General features: G+C 66.9%; 11 protein-coding genes. All 11 read left to right on the top strand.

Going from position 1 to position 16622, the window contains the following annotated elements:
• Positions 1 to 72 precede the first annotated feature (72 nt).
• The 11 genes from rplK to fusA all read left to right on the top strand — a co-directional run bounded on the left by rplK (position 73) and on the right by fusA (position 16533).
• Positions 73 to 507, top strand: a complete 435-nt coding sequence (gene rplK, locus ACIRFL_RS17675) for a 50S ribosomal protein L11 (protein ID WP_030747472.1) — start codon at positions 73 to 75, stop codon at positions 505 to 507.
• A 100-nt stretch (positions 508 to 607) separates the two neighbouring features.
• Positions 608 to 1333 (top strand): 50S ribosomal protein L1, encoded by a 726-nt coding sequence (gene rplA, locus ACIRFL_RS17670; RefSeq protein WP_404029287.1) that lies wholly within the window; start codon positions 608 to 610, stop codon positions 1331 to 1333.
• A 165-nt stretch (positions 1334 to 1498) separates the two neighbouring features.
• Complete coding sequence (locus ACIRFL_RS17665) at positions 1499 to 2425, top strand: hypothetical protein (RefSeq protein WP_404029285.1); 927 nt, start codon at positions 1499 to 1501, stop codon at positions 2423 to 2425.
• A 154-nt stretch (positions 2426 to 2579) separates the two neighbouring features.
• Positions 2580 to 3434 carry a DUF1396 domain-containing protein gene (locus ACIRFL_RS17660; protein WP_404029283.1) on the top strand — a complete coding sequence of 285 codons (855 nt, stop codon included), beginning with the start codon at positions 2580 to 2582 and terminating at the stop codon, positions 3432 to 3434.
• A 303-nt stretch (positions 3435 to 3737) separates the two neighbouring features.
• A complete protein-coding gene (gene rplJ, locus ACIRFL_RS17655; protein ID WP_388702719.1) occupies positions 3738 to 4268 on the top strand; it encodes a 50S ribosomal protein L10 in 531 nt (176 codons plus the stop codon).
• Positions 4269 to 4381: 113 nt separating this feature from the next.
• Positions 4382 to 4762 carry a 50S ribosomal protein L7/L12 gene (gene rplL, locus ACIRFL_RS17650; RefSeq protein ID WP_404029281.1) on the top strand — a complete coding sequence of 127 codons (381 nt, stop codon included), beginning with the start codon at positions 4382 to 4384 and terminating at the stop codon, positions 4760 to 4762.
• Positions 4763 to 5322: 560 nt separating this feature from the next.
• Positions 5323 to 8808: a DNA-directed RNA polymerase subunit beta gene (gene rpoB / locus ACIRFL_RS17645; RefSeq protein ID WP_404029279.1), complete on the top strand. Its 3486-nt coding sequence runs from the start codon at positions 5323 to 5325 to the stop codon at positions 8806 to 8808.
• Between the two features lie 96 nt (positions 8809 to 8904).
• The gene (locus tag ACIRFL_RS17640; RefSeq protein WP_404029278.1) at positions 8905 to 12819 is read left to right on the top strand and encodes a DNA-directed RNA polymerase subunit beta'; all 3915 of its coding nucleotides are present in this window, start codon (positions 8905 to 8907) and stop codon (positions 12817 to 12819) included.
• Between the two features lie 703 nt (positions 12820 to 13522).
• Positions 13523 to 13894, top strand: a complete 372-nt coding sequence (gene rpsL / locus ACIRFL_RS17635) for a 30S ribosomal protein S12 (RefSeq protein WP_003948652.1) — start codon at positions 13523 to 13525, stop codon at positions 13892 to 13894.
• Between the two features lie 2 nt (positions 13895 to 13896).
• A complete protein-coding gene (rpsG, locus tag ACIRFL_RS17630) occupies positions 13897 to 14367 on the top strand; it encodes a 30S ribosomal protein S7 (protein WP_003992340.1) in 471 nt (156 codons plus the stop codon).
• A gap of 39 nt (positions 14368 to 14406) precedes the next feature.
• The gene (fusA, locus tag ACIRFL_RS17625) at positions 14407 to 16533 is read left to right on the top strand and encodes an elongation factor G (protein ID WP_404029276.1); all 2127 of its coding nucleotides are present in this window, start codon (positions 14407 to 14409) and stop codon (positions 16531 to 16533) included.
• Positions 16534 to 16622: the final 89 nt, after the last annotated feature.

The following is a 16622-nucleotide window of genomic DNA, read 5'->3' as shown; positions in this document are numbered from 1 at the left end:
TGCGGTATGCCTCCGTCCGGATGATCCGGATCGGATGGCGGAACACTCTCACTAAGGACCCGGAGAGAGCACATGCCTCCCAAGAAGAAGAAGGTCACGGGGCTGATCAAGCTCCAGATCCAGGCCGGCGCCGCCAACCCGGCCCCGCCGGTCGGCCCCGCGCTGGGCCAGCACGGCGTCAACATCATGGAGTTCTGCAAGGCCTACAACGCCGCGACCGAGTCGCAGCGTGGCTGGGTCATCCCGGTGGAGATCACGGTCTACGAGGACCGCTCCTTCACCTTCGTGACCAAGACTCCGCCGGCCGCGAAGATGATCCTCAAGGCCGCGGGCGTCGAGAAGGGCTCCGGCGAGCCGCACAAGACCAAGGTCGCCAAGATCACCGAGGCGCAGGTCCGCGAGATCGCCCAGACCAAGATGCCCGACCTCAACGCCAACGACCTGGACGCCGCCGCGAAGATCATCGCCGGCACCGCCCGTTCCATGGGCGTCACGGTCGAGGGCTGAGTCCCACCTCGCAGAACCCATGCGGCGGTGCGACGCCGCACGTGGCAGGGCCTGCTCGGCCCGTACCACGACTCCTTTCCAGCACACCTCAGGAGCAGTTGTGAGCAAGCGCAGCAAGGCTCTCCGCGCTGCGGACGCCAAGGTCGACCGGGAGAAGCTGTACGCCCCGCTCGAAGCCGTCCGTCTCGCCAAGGAGACCTCCACGACCAAGTTCGACGGCACCGTCGAGGTCGCCTTCCGTCTGGGTGTCGACCCGCGCAAGGCCGACCAGATGGTCCGTGGCACCGTGAACCTTCCGCACGGCACCGGCAAGACCGCCCGGGTCCTGGTCTTCGCGACCGGTGACCGTGCCGAGGCCGCGCGTGCCGCGGGCGCCGACATCGTCGGCGCCGACGAACTGATCGACGAGGTGTCGAAGGGCCGTCTGGACTTCGACGCCGTCGTCGCCACCCCGGACCTCATGGGCAAGGTCGGCCGTCTCGGCCGCGTCCTCGGCCCGCGCGGTCTGATGCCGAACCCGAAGACCGGCACGGTCACCCCCGACGTGACCAAGGCCGTGGGCGACATCAAGGGCGGCAAGATCGAGTTCCGTGTCGACAAGCACTCGAACCTGCACTTCATCATCGGCAAGACGTCGTTCGACGACAGCAAGCTGGTGGAGAACTACGGCGCGGCGCTGGAGGAGATCCTGCGTCTGAAGCCGTCCGCCGCCAAGGGCCGCTACATCAAGAAGGCCGCCATCACCACCACGATGGGCCCCGGCATCCCGGTCGACCCGAACCGCACCCGCAACCTCCTCGTCCAGGAGGACCCGGCCGCCGTCTGAGCCCGCGCTCATCCCCGGCCGCCGCGTCAGGTACGCGTCGCACAGGGCGGGCCCCGCACCCATTCGAGGTGCGGGGCCCGCTCTTTTCTTTTGCGCGCTTCGCGTACGGCTGTCGGTGTGCTGCGTTAGCGTGCGCACACCGGACTCGCACAGGGGTGGGACGACATGAAGAGCACGAGCGTGCGCCGCATGACCCTCTCGACGGCGGTGGCGGCCGCGCTGGCGGCGGTGGCCGCCTGCGGCTCCCCGGGCCCCGCCGCCGGTGGTTCCTCCGGTGAGGGGTTATCGGGCGGCGACGCGGGGGAGCGGCAGACGACGCGGGTCAGTCCCGTCGCGGCCCTGCGCTCCGCCGAGAAGTCCACGGCCGGGGCCGAGTCGGCCAGGGTCCGCTCCACGACCACCGTGGGCTCCGTGATGTCCATGACGGCCGAAGGCTCCCTCGGCTGGGCCGACGGCATCACCGGCACGCTCACCCTCACCTACACCGGCGGCACGGCGGCCGACACGATGCGGCGGCTCGGCTTGGCCTCGATGCAGGCCCGCTATCTCCCCGACGCCTACTACGCCAGGATGAGCGACGCCTTCGCCGAGCAGGCGGGCGGCAAGCACTGGATCAAGTACGCCTACGACGACCTGGCCGACCTCCGCGGCAGCTCGGGCGTGTACCTCAAGGACCAGATGCGCAACTCCACGCCGGAGCAGTCCGTGAAGCTCCTGCTGGCCTCCGGGGACGTGCGGAAGGTCGGCGAGGAGAAGGTGTCCGGCCAGAACACCGCGCACTACGCCGGGACGGTGGAGGTCGCCGACCTCGTCACCCGCGGCTCCCGCCTCGACGCGAGCAGGCTGGCCGACCTGAAGAAGCAGCTCGACCAGGCCGGCATCACCACCGAGACCGTCGACATCTGGGTCAACGACCGGGACCTGCTGGTCAAAAAGGTGGAGAAGGGCGACACGGCCAACGGCACGATGACCAGCACCGCGTACTACAGCGACTACGGCGTACGGGTCTCGGTCGAGGAGCCTCCCGCGGCCGACACCGAGGACTTCAAGGCCCTCATCGCGCAGCAGAGCGGAAGCAGACCTACCTCCTGAGCCGGTGTCCGGTAAACCGCTCGCCAGGTGAGCACCGGCAAACCGGGAAGACCCCGTGCGTACCCGCCGGATACGATCGAGCCCGTACCTGTGTATCAGACATGTGTTCCATGTGTTCCACGTGTGACGTGGGGGGAGAGGGTTTGCTGTGTCCATGAGGTCTTCGGTGGGGGTCACCGGTATCGCTGTCCTGCTGCTCGCGGGAGGGGCGGTCGGCTGCGGCGCGAAGGACGGCGCGGCGAAGTCGCCCGAGATGGAGCCGGCCGCGGCCGTCGCCGAGGCCGCGAAGAACGCGGACGACATCACGTCGTTCCGCTACCGGCTGACCGGCAGCGTCCCGGGCGAGGGCAAGATCGACGGCGAGGCGGCGATGAGCGTCAAGCCGCTGGCCATGAGCATGAAGATGTCGGTCCAGGACAAGACCACCGACGGACAGGTCGAGATCCGGCTCATCGACAAGGCGATGTACCTCGGCGGCAACGCCGAGATGACCAAGGAGATGGACGGCAAGAGCTGGATCAAGTTCGACATGTCCGCACTCGGCGAGGACAGCGGGCTCTCCATGGACCAGCTCGGCGCCGGCGAGGCCGGCAAGAACCCGGCCGCTGACTCCACCTTCCTCACCGGCTCCAAGGACGTGAAGAAGGTCGGCACCGAGACCGTCGACGGTGTGGAGACCACCCACTACAAGGGCACGGTCAGCCTCGACGACCTGCGGACCACGCTCAAGGACAACAACCTCAAGGACAAGAACAAGGAGTCCCGCGAGCAGCGCGAGAAGAGCATCGAGCAGTACGAGAAGATGGGCCTCGACTCGATGACCATGGACATGTGGATCGACGGCGAGCACCACACGAAGCAGTTCCGCATGCGCGGCGACGCCCAGAAGGGCCCGCTCGACATGACGATCACCTTCCTCGACTACAACAAGCCGGTGAAGGTCACCGCCCCGCCCGCCAAGGACACCGCCGACCTGGCCGAGATGATGAAGGGCGCCGAGCAGGGCTGAACCCGTACGGAAGCCCCCGTAGGGACGGATTTGCCTGACGGCGATCCGTTCCCTTACTCTCCTACAGAAGCCAAAGACCGCTGGTCGTTGCCGCGCGCTCGGACGAGTGCGCGGTGGCCGAAGGATCCGCTGGAAAGTGGGCGACCCGCGCAGGTGACAGAGGAAGAACTCCCGGAGTGCGCGCCTGTCGCGCGTGTACGACCGGTCGAGTCCGCCCCGTGCGCCTGCGCCGGGGCGTTTCGTTTCCCCAGTCCTCCTTCGGGTCCGCGCGGTCAGAATCACCCGGAAGGAGGCCGAGGCTCTATGGCGAGGCCCGACAAGGCTGCCGCGGTGGCCGAGTTGACGGAGCAGTTCCGCAACTCCAGCGCCGCCGTGCTGACCGAGTACCGCGGTCTCACCGTGGCGCAGCTCAAGACGCTGCGCCGGTCGCTCGGTGAGAACGCCCAGTACGCCGTGGTGAAGAACACGCTGACCAAGATTGCGGCCAACGAGGCCGGGATCACGACGCTGGACGACCTGTTCAACGGTCCGACGGCTGTCGCCTTCGTCACCGGTGACCCGGTGGAGTCGGCGAAGGGTCTGCGTGACTTCGCCAAGGACAACCCGAATCTCGTCATCAAGGGCGGTGTCCTTGACGGCAAGGCGCTGTCCGCCGACGAGATCAAGAAGCTCGCGGACCTTGAGTCCCGCGAGGTTCTGCTCGCCAAGCTGGCGGGCGCTCTGAAGGGCAAGCAGACCCAGGCTGCTCAGGTCTTCCAGGCGCTCCCGTCGAAGCTCGTCCGCACCGTGGACGCGCTGCGCGCCAAGCAGGCCGAGCAGGGCGGTGCCGAGTAATTCGGCTCGCGACATGACCGCCGCCGCCCGAGGCGGAGGTCGTAGCGGGCCGTACGTACGCCCGCCAGACATGTACATCCGGCACCAGCCGAATTAGTGGAAGGAAAGCCACCATGGCTCTCACCCAGGACGAACTGCTCGCCGAGTTCGAGTCGATGACCCTCATCCAGCTCTCCGAGTTCGTGAAGGCGTTCGAGGAGAAGTTCGACGTCACCGCCGCCGCCGCGGTTGCCGTCGCGGGCCCGGCCGGTCCGGCCGCCCCGGTCGAGGCCGCCGAGGAGAAGGACGAGTTCGACGTCATCCTCACCGGCGCCGGCGACAAGAAGATCCAGGTCATCAAGGTCGTGCGCGAGCTGACCTCGCTGGGTCTGAAGGAGGCCAAGGACCTGGTCGACGGTGCGCCGAAGCCGGTTCTGGAGAAGGTCAACAAGGAGGCCGCGGACAAGGCCAAGGAGTCCCTCGAGGGCGCCGGCGCCTCCGTCGAGGTCAAGTAAGACCTTCCGGGGTTCCGCGAACCCCGTCGCACGCCCCCTGCGGCCCCTGAGCGGGCTGTAACGCGAGCGCACCGAGGAGCGATCATCCATCCGGGTGGTCGCTCTTCGGCTTTCCCGGAGGTCCGACCGCGGCTGCCTTGCACCCGCGTGAGCGGGGGGTATGGTGATCTTCGTCGTGTCCCCGGAAGCCCGGGTTGGACTGGGGGGCCTTGACGAACCGCACGCAGCGCGCAATTCTCAGGACGCGTCGTCACAACGATCCAGGTTCCGAGGCATGGATCGACGGCGAAGAGGGCAGTATGAACGTGCGTTGAGGGCAGGCATGGCGCAGGCGTTGAGGACAACGAGGGTCTCAGAAAAGCGGGACTGGACATCAGTGTGCCAAGTGGCTACACTGACCCTTTGCGCTGCCTGTTAGCTGTCCCCTGCCCGTCACCAGGGGTCTGTCCTCACCCGAGCATTGATGACCGAACCCCCCTCGACCTGGGGTTTCTGTCTTCGTGTATGGGAGAGGGGCCGGTACGCGCGTAGTGAGTCCGAGCCCTCGGAAGGACCCCCTCTTGGCCGCCTCGCGCAACGCCTCGACCGCGAATACGAACAACGGCGCCAGCACCGCCCCGCTGCGCATCTCCTTTGCAAAGATCAAGGAGCCTCTTGAGGTTCCGAACCTGCTCGCGCTGCAGACCGAGAGCTTCGACTGGCTGCTCGGCAACACCGCTTGGCAGAGTCGGGTCGAGGAGGCTCTTGAGAACGGTCAGGACGTCCCCACCAAGTCCGGTCTGGAGGAGATCTTCGAGGAGATCTCCCCGATCGAGGACTTCTCCGGGTCGATGTCGCTGACCTTCCGGGACCACCGCTTCGAGCCGCCGAAGAACTCGATCGACGAGTGCAAGGAGCGCGACTTCACGTACGCCGCCCCGCTCTTCGTCACGGCCGAGTTCACCAACAACGAGACCGGCGAGATCAAGTCGCAGACCGTCTTCATGGGCGACTTCCCGCTCATGACGAACAAGGGCACCTTCGTCATCAACGGCACCGAGCGTGTCGTGGTGTCCCAGCTGGTCCGTTCCCCCGGTGTCTACTTCGACTCCACCATCGACAAGACATCCGACAAGGACATCTTCTCCGCCAAGATCATCCCGTCCCGGGGTGCCTGGCTGGAGATGGAGATCGACAAGCGCGACATGGTCGGTGTCCGCATCGACCGCAAGCGCAAGCAGTCCGTCACCGTCCTCCTGAAGGCGCTCGGCTGGACGACCGAGCAGATCCTGGAGGAGTTCGGCGACTACGAGTCGATGCGCGCCACCCTGGAGAAGGACCACACCCAGGGCCAGGACGACGCGCTGCTCGACATCTACCGCAAGCTGCGCCCGGGCGAGCCCCCCACGCGCGAGGCCGCGCAGACGCTCCTCGAGAACCTCTACTTCAACCCGAAGCGCTACGACCTGGCGAAGGTCGGCCGCTACAAGGTCAACAAGAAGCTCGGCGCGGACGAGCCGCTGGACGCCGGCGTGCTCACCACCGACGACGTCATCGCCACCATCAAGTACCTGGTGAAGCTGCACGCCGGCGAGACCGAGACTCTCGGCGAGTCCGGTCGCTCGATCATGGTCGAGACCGACGACATCGACCACTTCGGCAACCGTCGTATCCGCAGCGTCGGCGAGCTGATCCAGAACCAGGTCCGTACGGGTCTCGCCCGTATGGAGCGCGTCGTGCGCGAGCGCATGACCACCCAGGACGTCGAGGCGATCACGCCGCAGACCCTGATCAACATCCGGCCGGTCGTCGCCTCCATCAAGGAGTTCTTCGGCACCAGCCAGCTGTCCCAGTTCATGGACCAGAACAACCCGCTGTCGGGGCTGACGCACAAGCGGCGTCTGAACGCCCTCGGCCCGGGTGGTCTCTCCCGTGAGCGGGCCGGCTTCGAGGTCCGTGACGTGCACCCGTCGCACTACGGCCGCATGTGTCCGATCGAGACGCCGGAAGGCCCGAACATCGGTCTGATCGGCTCGCTCGCCTCGTACGGCCGGGTCAACGCGTTCGGTTTCATCGAGACGCCCTACCGCAAGGTCGTCGAGGGCCAGGTCACCGACGAGGTCGACTACCTGACCGCCGACGAGGAGGACCGCTTCGTCATCGCGCAGGCCAACGCGCCGCTGAACGAGGAGATGCGGTTCGCCGAGGCCCGCGTGCTGGTCCGCCGCCGTGGCGGCGAGGTCGACTACGTCGGCCCCGAGGACGTGGACTACATGGACGTCTCGCCGCGCCAGATGGTGTCGGTCGCGACCGCCATGATCCCCTTCCTGGAGCACGACGACGCCAACCGTGCCCTGATGGGCGCGAACATGATGCGCCAGGCTGTGCCGCTCATCAAGTCCGAGGCTCCGCTCGTCGGCACCGGCATGGAGTACCGCTCCGCCGTCGACGCCGGCGACGTCGTCAAGGCCGAGAAGGCCGGTGTGGTCCAGGAGGTCTCCGCCGACTACATCACCACCGCCAACGACGACGGCACATACATCACCTACCGCCTCGCCAAGTTCGCCCGTTCCAACCAGGGCACCTCCGTCAACCAGAAGGTCATCGTCAACGAGGGCGACCGGGTCGTCGAGGGCCAGGTCCTCGCCGACGGTCCGGCCACCCAGAACGGCGAGATGGCGCTCGGCAAGAACCTGCTCGTGGCGTTCATGCCGTGGGAGGGTCACAACTACGAGGACGCGATCATCCTGTCGCAGCGCCTCGTGCAGGACGACGTCCTCTCCTCGATCCACATCGAGGAGCACGAGGTCGACGCCCGTGACACCAAGCTCGGCCCCGAGGAGATCACCCGGGACATCCCGAACGTCTCCGAGGAGGTCCTGGCCGACCTCGACGAGCGCGGCATCATCCGCATCGGCGCCGAGGTCATCGCCGGTGACATCCTCGTCGGCAAGGTGACCCCCAAGGGCGAGACCGAGCTGACCCCCGAGGAGCGCCTGCTGCGCGCGATCTTCGGCGAGAAGGCCCGTGAGGTCCGTGACACCTCGCTGAAGGTGCCGCACGGCGAGACCGGCAAGGTCATCGGCGTACGCGTCTTCGACCGCGAGGAGGGCGACGAGCTGCCGCCGGGCGTGAACCAGCTGGTCCGCGTCTACGTCGCGCAGAAGCGCAAGATCACCGACGGTGACAAGCTCGCCGGCCGGCACGGCAACAAGGGCGTCATCTCCAAGATCCTGCCGATCGAGGACATGCCGTTCCTGGAGGACGGCACCCCCGTCGACATCATCCTGAACCCGCTCGGTGTGCCGTCCCGGATGAACCCGGGACAGGTCCTGGAGATCCACCTCGGCTGGCTCGCCAGCCAGGGCTGGGACGTCTCCGGACTCGCCGACGAGTGGGCGCAGCGCCTGCAGAACATCGGCGCCGACCAGGTCGACCCGCGCACCAACGTCGCCACCCCGGTGTTCGACGGTGCCCGCGAGGACGAGCTGGCGGGTCTGCTGGAGCACACCATCCCCAACCGCGACGGTGACCGCATGGTCCTCCCGTCCGGCAAGGCGCGGCTGTTCGACGGCCGCTCCGGTGAGCCCTTCCCGGACCCGATCTCGGTCGGCTACATGTACATCCTGAAGCTGCACCACCTGGTCGACGACAAGCTGCACGCCCGCTCGACCGGTCCGTACTCGATGATCACCCAGCAGCCGCTGGGTGGTAAGGCGCAGTTCGGTGGTCAGCGCTTCGGCGAGATGGAGGTGTGGGCGCTGGAGGCGTACGGCGCCGCCTACGCCCTCCAGGAGCTGCTGACCATCAAGTCCGACGACGTCACCGGCCGCGTGAAGGTGTACGAGGCCATCGTCAAGGGCGAGAACATCCCCGAGCCCGGCATCCCCGAGTCCTTCAAGGTGCTCATCAAGGAGATGCAGTCGCTCTGCCTGAATGTGGAGGTGCTGTCCAGCGACGGTATGTCCATCGAGATGCGTGACACCGACGAGGACGTCTTCCGCGCTGCGGAGGAGCTCGGCATCGACCTGTCCCGGCGCGAGCCGAGCAGCGTCGAAGAGGTCTGACGGGAGTCCGGCGGGCCCTCTGATCAGGAGGCCCGCCGACCCCCAGGCCCCCGTTTCAGACCACAGACTTACAACCCTGAGAGGGATTGACGCATAGTGCTCGACGTCAACTTCTTCGACGAGCTCCGGATCGGCCTGGCCACCGCTGACGACATTCGTCAGTGGAGCCACGGCGAGGTGAAGAAGCCCGAGACCATCAACTACCGCACCCTCAAGCCCGAGAAGGACGGACTCTTCTGCGAGAAGATCTTCGGCCCCACCCGGGACTGGGAGTGCTACTGCGGCAAGTACAAGCGCGTCCGCTTCAAGGGCATCATCTGCGAGCGCTGTGGCGTCGAGGTCACGCGCGCCAAGGTGCGCCGTGAGCGGATGGGCCACATCGAGCTGGCCGCGCCCGTCACGCACATCTGGTACTTCAAGGGCGTTCCGTCGCGCCTCGGCTACCTGCTCGACCTCGCCCCGAAGGACCTGGAGAAGGTCATCTACTTCGCGGCGTACATGATCACGTACGTCGACGAGGAGCGCCGCACCCGCGACCTGCCCTCCCTGGAGGCGCATGTCTCCGTGGAGCGGCAGCAGGTCGAGAACCGCCGCGACGCCGACCTGGAAGCCCGTGCCAAGAAGCTGGAGGCGGACCTCGCCGAGCTGGAGGCCGAGGGCGCCAAGGCCGATGTGCGCCGCAAGGTGCGCGAGGGCGCCGAGCGCGAGATGAAGCAGCTGCGCGACCGTGCGCAGCGCGAGATCGACCGCCTCGACGAGGTGTGGACGCGGTTCAAGAACCTCAAGGTCCAGGACCTGGAGGGCGACGAGCTGCTCTACCGCGAGCTGCGTGACCGCTTCGGCACGTACTTCGACGGCTCGATGGGTGCCGCGGCGCTGCAGAAGCGCCTGGAGTCCTTCGACCTCGACGAGGAGGCCGAGAGGCTCCGCGAGATCATCCGCACCGGCAAGGGCCAGAAGAAGACCCGCGCCCTCAAGCGGCTGAAGGTCGTCTCCGCGTTCCTGCAGACGTCCAACAGCCCCAAGGGCATGGTTCTGGACTGTGTGCCGGTCATCCCGCCGGACCTGCGTCCGATGGTGCAGCTGGACGGTGGCCGCTTCGCGACCTCCGACCTGAACGACCTGTACCGCCGTGTCATCAACCGCAACAACCGACTGAAGCGGCTTCTCGACCTCGGCGCGCCCGAGATCATCGTGAACAACGAGAAGCGCATGCTCCAGGAGGCCGTCGACGCGCTCTTCGACAACGGCCGCCGCGGTCGCCCCGTCACGGGCCCCGGCAACCGTCCGCTGAAGTCGCTGTCCGACATGCTCAAGGGCAAGCAGGGCCGCTTCCGTCAGAACCTGCTCGGCAAGCGAGTCGACTACTCGGCGCGTTCCGTCATCGTCGTCGGCCCGCAGCTCAAGCTGCACCAGTGCGGTCTGCCGAAGGCCATGGCGCTGGAGCTGTTCAAGCCGTTCGTGATGAAGCGCCTGGTCGACCTGAACCACGCGCAGAACATCAAGAGCGCCAAGCGCATGGTGGAGCGCGGCCGCACCGTCGTGTACGACGTCCTCGAAGAGGTCATCGCCGAGCACCCGGTGCTGCTGAACCGTGCGCCCACCCTGCACCGCCTCGGCATCCAGGCCTTCGAGCCGCAGCTGGTCGAGGGCAAGGCCATCCAGATCCACCCGCTCGTGTGCACCGCGTTCAACGCGGACTTCGACGGTGACCAGATGGCCGTGCACCTGCCGCTGTCCGCGGAGGCGCAGGCCGAGGCCCGCATCCTGATGCTGTCCTCGAACAACATCCTCAAGCCCGCCGACGGCCGTCCGGTGACGATGCCGACCCAGGACATGGTCCTCGGTCTGTTCTTCCTCACCACCGACTCCGAGATGCGGGACGTCAAGGGCGAGGGCCGGTCCTTCGGCTCGGCGGCCGAGGCGATCATGGCGTTCGACGCGGGCGAGCTGTCGCTCCAGGCGAAGGTCGACATCCGCTTCCCGGTGGGCACCATCCCGCCGCGCGGCTGGACCCCGCCGGCGCAGGAGGAGGGCGACGAGCTCGTCGGAGCGGCGGCGTGGCAGCAGGGCGACAGCTTCCGGCTGAAGACCACGCTGGGGCGTGCGCTCTTCAACGAGCTGCTGCCCGAGGACTACCCCTTCGTCGACTACGAGGTCGGCAAGAAGCAGCTCTCCGAGATCGTCAACGACCTCGCCGAGCGCTACCCGAAGGTCATCGTGGCGGCGACGCTCGACAACCTGAAGGCGGCCGGCTTCTACTGGGCGACCCGTTCCGGTGTCACCGTGGCCATCTCCGACGTCGTCGTCCCCGAGGCGAAGAAGGAGATCGTCCGCGGCTACGAGGCGCAGGACGAGAAGGTCCAGAAGCAGTACGAGCGCGGTCTGATCACCAAGGACGAGCGCACGCAGGAACTCATCGCAATCTGGACCAAGGCGACCAACGAGGTCGCCGAGGCGATGAACGACAACTTCCCGAAGACCAACCCGATCTTCATGATGGTGAACTCGGGTGCGCGCGGCAACATGATGCAGATGCGTCAGATCGCCGGTATGCGTGGTCTGGTGTCGAACGCGAAGAACGAGACGATCCCGCGGCCCATCAAGGCGTCCTTCCGTGAGGGCCTGTCCGTCCTCGAGTACTTCATCTCCACGCACGGCGCCCGTAAGGGTCTCGCGGACACCGCCCTGCGGACCGCCGACTCGGGTTACCTGACCCGTCGTCTGGTGGACGTCTCGCAGGACGTCATCATCCGCGAGGAGGACTGCGGCACCGACCGTGGCCTCAAGCTGCAGATCGCCGAGCGTGGCGCCGACGGTGTGCTGCGCAAGGCGGAGAACGTCGAGACGTCCGTGTACGCGCGCTGCCTCGCCGAGGACATCGTGGTCGACGGCAAGGTGCTGGCCCCGGCCGGCACCGACCTGGGCGACGTGCTCATGGACGAGCTGATCCTCCAGGGCGTCGAGGAGGTCAAGACCCGTTCGGTCCTGACCTGCGAGTCCGCGGTCGGCACCTGCGCCATGTGCTACGGCCGCTCGCTCGCCACCGGCAAGCTGGTCGACATCGGTGAGGCGGTCGGCATCATCGCCGCCCAGTCCATCGGTGAGCCCGGTACCCAGCTGACGATGCGTACCTTCCACACCGGTGGTGTGGCCGGTGACGACATCACCCAGGGTCTGCCGCGTGTCGTCGAGCTGTTCGAGGCTCGTACCCCGAAGGGTGTCGCCCCGATCTCCGAGGCCACCGGCCGCGTCCGGATCGAGGAGACCGAGAAGACCAAGAAGATCGTCGTCACCCCGGACGACGGCAGCGACGAGACGGCCTACCCGATCTCGAAGCGCGCCCGACTCCTGGTCAGCGAGGGCGAGCACGTCGAGGTGGGCCAGAAGCTCACCGTGGGTGCCACCAACCCGCACGACGTGCTGCGCATCCTGGGCCAGCGTGCCGTCCAGGTCCACCTGGTCGGCGAGGTCCAGAAGGTGTACAACTCGCAGGGTGTGTCGATCCACGACAAGCACATCGAGATCATCATCCGGCAGATGCTGCGCCGTGTGACGATCATCGAGTCCGGCGACGCCGAGCTGCTGCCCGGCGAGCTGGTCGAGCGCTCGAAGTTCGAGCACGAGAACCGTCGGGTGGTCCAGGAGGGCGGTCACCCGGCCTCCGGTCGTCCGCAGCTCATGGGTATCACCAAGGCGTCGCTGGCGACCGAGTCGTGGCTGTCGGCCGCGTCCTTCCAGGAGACGACCAGGGTCCTCACGGACGCGGCGATCAACGCCAAGTCCGACTCCCTGATCGGCCTCAAGGAGAACGTCATCATCGGTAAACTCATCCCGGCCGGTACGGGTCTGTCCCGCTACCGCAACATCCGGGTCGAGCCGACCGAGGAGGCCAAGGCCGCGATGTACTCGGCCGTCGGCTACGACGACATCGACTACTCGCCGTTCGGCACGGGCTCCGGCCAGGCCGTACCGCTGGAGGACTACGACTACGGTCCGTACAACCAGTAAGCGAGCAGCCTGAACCGAAGGGCGGCCACCCCCGACGCCGGGGTGGCCGCCCCTCGGCGTCCGAGCGACCGCGCACCGGGCCGGCCCGCAGGCGATGCCGACGGGTGTGGACAGCGCAATCGTCAAGGCGGCGACCAGGGCCACGACGGCCCCCAGTACGCGCAGAGCGAGGACGGTCGCGCCCGTCGGCACCCGTCCGAGCCGTGCTGCCGTCCGGAGCAGCAGCCGCCAGGCGGGCCGCCGAGCAGGATCCGCCACGGCGGGCCGCCGAGGGGCGAGGTGATGTCGGTGCCGCGCCGGTGTGCAGCGAGGTGGACAGGGCCGGTACGGGGCGGCAACGCTGGAGTCCGGGTGCATGAACAGGCGCCGATCGGGCACCCGGTCCTGTGCCGCGGGACGGCTTGATCGGGGATTTGAAGATCACATAGCGGGGCCGGGCTTGACATCGCTCGCGGGGCCAGGCGGCTGCGTCCCATTTGTTTTGACCGCAGCGTATGAGGTAGGTACGCTCAGACCTTGTGCCTGGGGTGTGCCCTGGCTCTCGTGCGTGCCTTCAACCGCACGGCGAGCCGACATCGGCCACCGTAATCTGCGACCTTTTCGCCACTCGGCGGGAGTCTGCGGGATTCGACACACCCGACCGCGTGGGTCGGAGGCGTTCCAGGTTAGCTGTACACATCGGCACACAGAAACCGGAGAAGTAGTGCCTACGATCCAGCAGCTGGTCCGCAAGGGCCGGCAGGACAAGGTCGAGAAGAACAAGACGCCCGCACTTGAGGGTTCCCCTCAGCGTCGGGGCGTCTGCACGCGCGTGTTCACGACCACCCCGAAGAAGCCGAACTCGGCCCTGCGTAAGGTCGCGCGTGTGCGTCTGACCAGCGGCATCGAGGTCACCGCTTACATTCCGGGTGAGGGACACAATCTGCAGGAGCACTCCATCGTGCTCGTGCGCGGCGGCCGTGTGAAGGACCTGCCGGGTGTTCGCTACAAGATCATCCGTGGCTCCCTCGACACCCAGGGTGTCAAGAACCGCAAGCAGGCCCGCAGCCGTTACGGCGCCAAGAAGGAGAAGTAAGAATGCCTCGTAAGGGCCCCGCCCCGAAGCGCCCGGTCATCATCGACCCGGTTTACGGCTCCCCTCTGGTGACCTCCCTGATCAACAAGGTGCTGCTGAACGGCAAGCGCTCCACCGCCGAGCGCATCGTCTACGGCGCCATGGAGGGTCTGCGTGAGAAGACGGGCAACGACCCGATCATCACGCTGAAGCGCGCGCTGGAGAACATCAAGCCGACCCTTGAGGTCAAGTCCCGCCGTGTCGGTGGTGCGACGTACCAGGTTCCGATCGAGGTCAAGCCCGGTCGCGCCAACACCCTCGCGCTGCGCTGGCTCGTCGGCTACTCCCGCGCCCGTCGCGAGAAGACCATGACCGAGCGTCTGCTCAACGAACTTCTCGACGCTTCGAACGGCCTCGGTGCGGCCGTCAAGAAGCGCGAGGACACGCACAAGATGGCCGAGTCCAACAAGGCCTTCGCGCACTACCGCTGGTAGTCGCTACCCACATCGAGACCGAGAGAAGACTGAAGCCTTATGGCTACCACTTCACTTGACCTGGCCAAGGTCCGCAACATCGGGATCATGGCCCACATCGACGCGGGCAAGACGACGACCACCGAGCGGATCCTGTTCTACACCGGCGTTTCGTACAAGATCGGTGAGGTCCACGACGGCGCTGCCACCATGGACTGGATGGAGCAGGAGCAGGAGCGTGGCATCACGATCACCTCTGCTGCCACCACCTGTCACTGGGCGCTGGAAGACGTCGACCACACCATCAACATCATCGACACCCCGGGCCACGTCGACTTCACGGTCGAGGTGGAGCGCTCCCTGCGCGTCCTCGACGGTGCCGTGACGGTGTTCGACGGCGTCGCCGGCGTTGAGCCGCAGTCCGAGACGGTGTGGCGTCAGGCGGACCGCTACGGCGTTCCGCGCATCTGCTTCGTCAACAAGCTCGACCGCACCGGTGCCGAGTTCCACCGCTGTGTCGACATGATCTCCGACCGACTGGGCGCCCAGCCGCTGGTCATGCAGCTGCCGATCGGTGCCGAGGCGGACTTCAAGGGCGTCGTCGACCTGGTGAAGATGAAGGCCCTGGTGTGGTCCGCCGAGGCCACCAAGGGCGAGATGTACGACACCGTCGACATCCCGGCCACCCACACCGAGGCCGCCGACGAGTGGCGCGGCAAGCTGCTCGAGGCCGTCGCCGAGAACGACGAAGAGCTGATGGAGCTGTACCTGGAGGGCGAGGAGCCCACCGAGGAGCAGCTGTACGCGGCCATCCGTCGTATCACCATCGCGTCCGGCAAGGGCACCGGCACCACTGTCACCCCGGTGTTCTGTGGTACCGCGTTCAAGAACAAGGGCGTCCAGCCCCTGCTCGACGCGGTCGTGCGCTACCTCCCCTCGCCCCTGGACGTCGAGGCCATCGAGGGCCACGACGTCAAGGACCCCGAGGTCGTCGTCAAGCGCAAGCCGTCCGAGGACGAGCCGCTGTCCGCGCTGGCGTTCAAGATCATGAGCGACCCGCACCTGGGCAAGCTCACCTTCGTCCGGGTGTACTCCGGCCGCATGGTGTCCGGCACCGCCGTGCTGAACTCCGTCAAGGGCCGCAAGGAGCGCATCGGCAAGATCTACCGCATGCACGCCAACAAGCGTGAGGAGATCGAGTCGGTGGGCGCCGGCGACATCGTCGCCGTCATGGGCCTGAAGCAGACCACCACCGGTGAGACGCTGAGCGACGAGAAGAACCCGGTGATCCTGGAGTCCATGGACTTCCCGGCGCCGGTCATCGAGGTCGCGATCGAGCCCAAGTCGAAGGGCGACCAGGAGAAGCTCGGCGTCGCGATCCAGCGTCTGGCCGAGGAGGACCCCTCCTTCCAGGTCCACTCGGACGAGGAGACCGGCCAGACCATCATCGGCGGTATGGGCGAGCTGCACCTTGAGGTGTTCGTCGACCGGATGAAGCGAGAGTTCAAGGTCGAGGCCAACGTCGGCAAGCCGCAGGTCGCGTACCGCGAGACCATTCGCAAGAAGGTCGACAAGGTCGAGTACACCCACAAGAAGCAGACGGGTGGTACCGGTCAGTTCGGTCGCGTCATCATCTCGATCGAGCCGATCGAGAGCGGCGACATGGCGTACGAGTTCGTGAACAAGGTGACCGGTGGCCGTATCCCGAAGGAGTACATCCCTTCGGTCGACGCCGGTGCGCAGGAGGCCATGCAGTTCGGCATCCTCGCGGGCTACGAGATGACCGGTGTCCGGGTCACCCTGCTCGACGGTGCCTACCACGAGGTCGACTCCTCCGAACTCGCGTTCAAGATCGCCGGCTCGCAGGCCTTCAAGGAGGCCGCGCGCAAGGCCGGCCCCGTACTGCTCGAACCGATGATGGCCGTCGAGGTCACCACGCCCGAGGACTACATGGGTGAGGTCATCGGCGACATCAACTCCCGCCGTGGTCAGATCCAGGCCATGGAGGAGCGGGCCGGTGCCCGCGTCGTCAAGGGCCTCGTGCCCCTGTCGGAGATGTTCGGCTACGTCGGCGACCTCCGCAGCAAGACGTCGGGTCGCGCAAGCTACTCGATGCAGTTCGACTCCTACGCCGAGGTTCCGCGGAACGTCGCCGAGGAGATCATCGCGAAGGCCAAGGGCGAGTAACGCACCCCGTTCACACGCCGTAGGCTTGACTCCGGAGCCTCCAGGGGCATTCCCCCGCGAACGCGGACGGAACGCCCCCGGGTTCCGGG

The sequence above is a fragment of the Streptomyces sp. NPDC102462 genome (assembly GCF_044765425.1).
Taxonomy (GTDB): Bacteria; Actinomycetota; Actinomycetes; order Streptomycetales; family Streptomycetaceae; genus Streptomyces.
The sequence above is the reverse complement of the archived record's forward strand: the minus strand, read 5'-3'. Positions and strand labels throughout refer to the sequence as shown.